Origin of the sequence: Phytobacter sp. V91, assembly GCF_965644225.1 — a bacterium.
Classification (GTDB): Bacteria; Pseudomonadota; Gammaproteobacteria; order Enterobacterales; family Enterobacteriaceae; genus CBFFRJ01.
This window is the reverse complement of sequence record NZ_CBFFRJ010000374.1, coordinates 1-227: the sequence shown is the minus strand read 5'-3', so window position 1 is coordinate 227 and position 227 is coordinate 1. Positions and strand designations below refer to the sequence as shown.

General features: G+C 45.8%; 1 pseudogene. It reads left to right on the top strand.

Annotated elements, in window-relative coordinates:
- A pseudogene (locus ACSZO4_RS26035) lies at positions 1–227 on the top strand (site-specific integrase); the annotation flags it as partial.

Below are 227 nucleotides of genomic sequence, written 5' to 3'. Positions count from 1 at the left end.
ACCTTGTCGGATATGCAGATAAAAAAAATTTATCTTCTGATGGAGCAAATGGAACAGGATGAACGTTCAGGAAAAGCGGAAGGTCGACGTAACGCTCTTAGACCGGCATGGTTCTGGTTAACTGCGTTGGATACCCTGAGCAGAACCGGAATGCGACAGAATCAATTACTGCATATCCGTCTCAGTGACGTTGATTTGGATAACGGCTGGATAAACCTGAGGCCAGA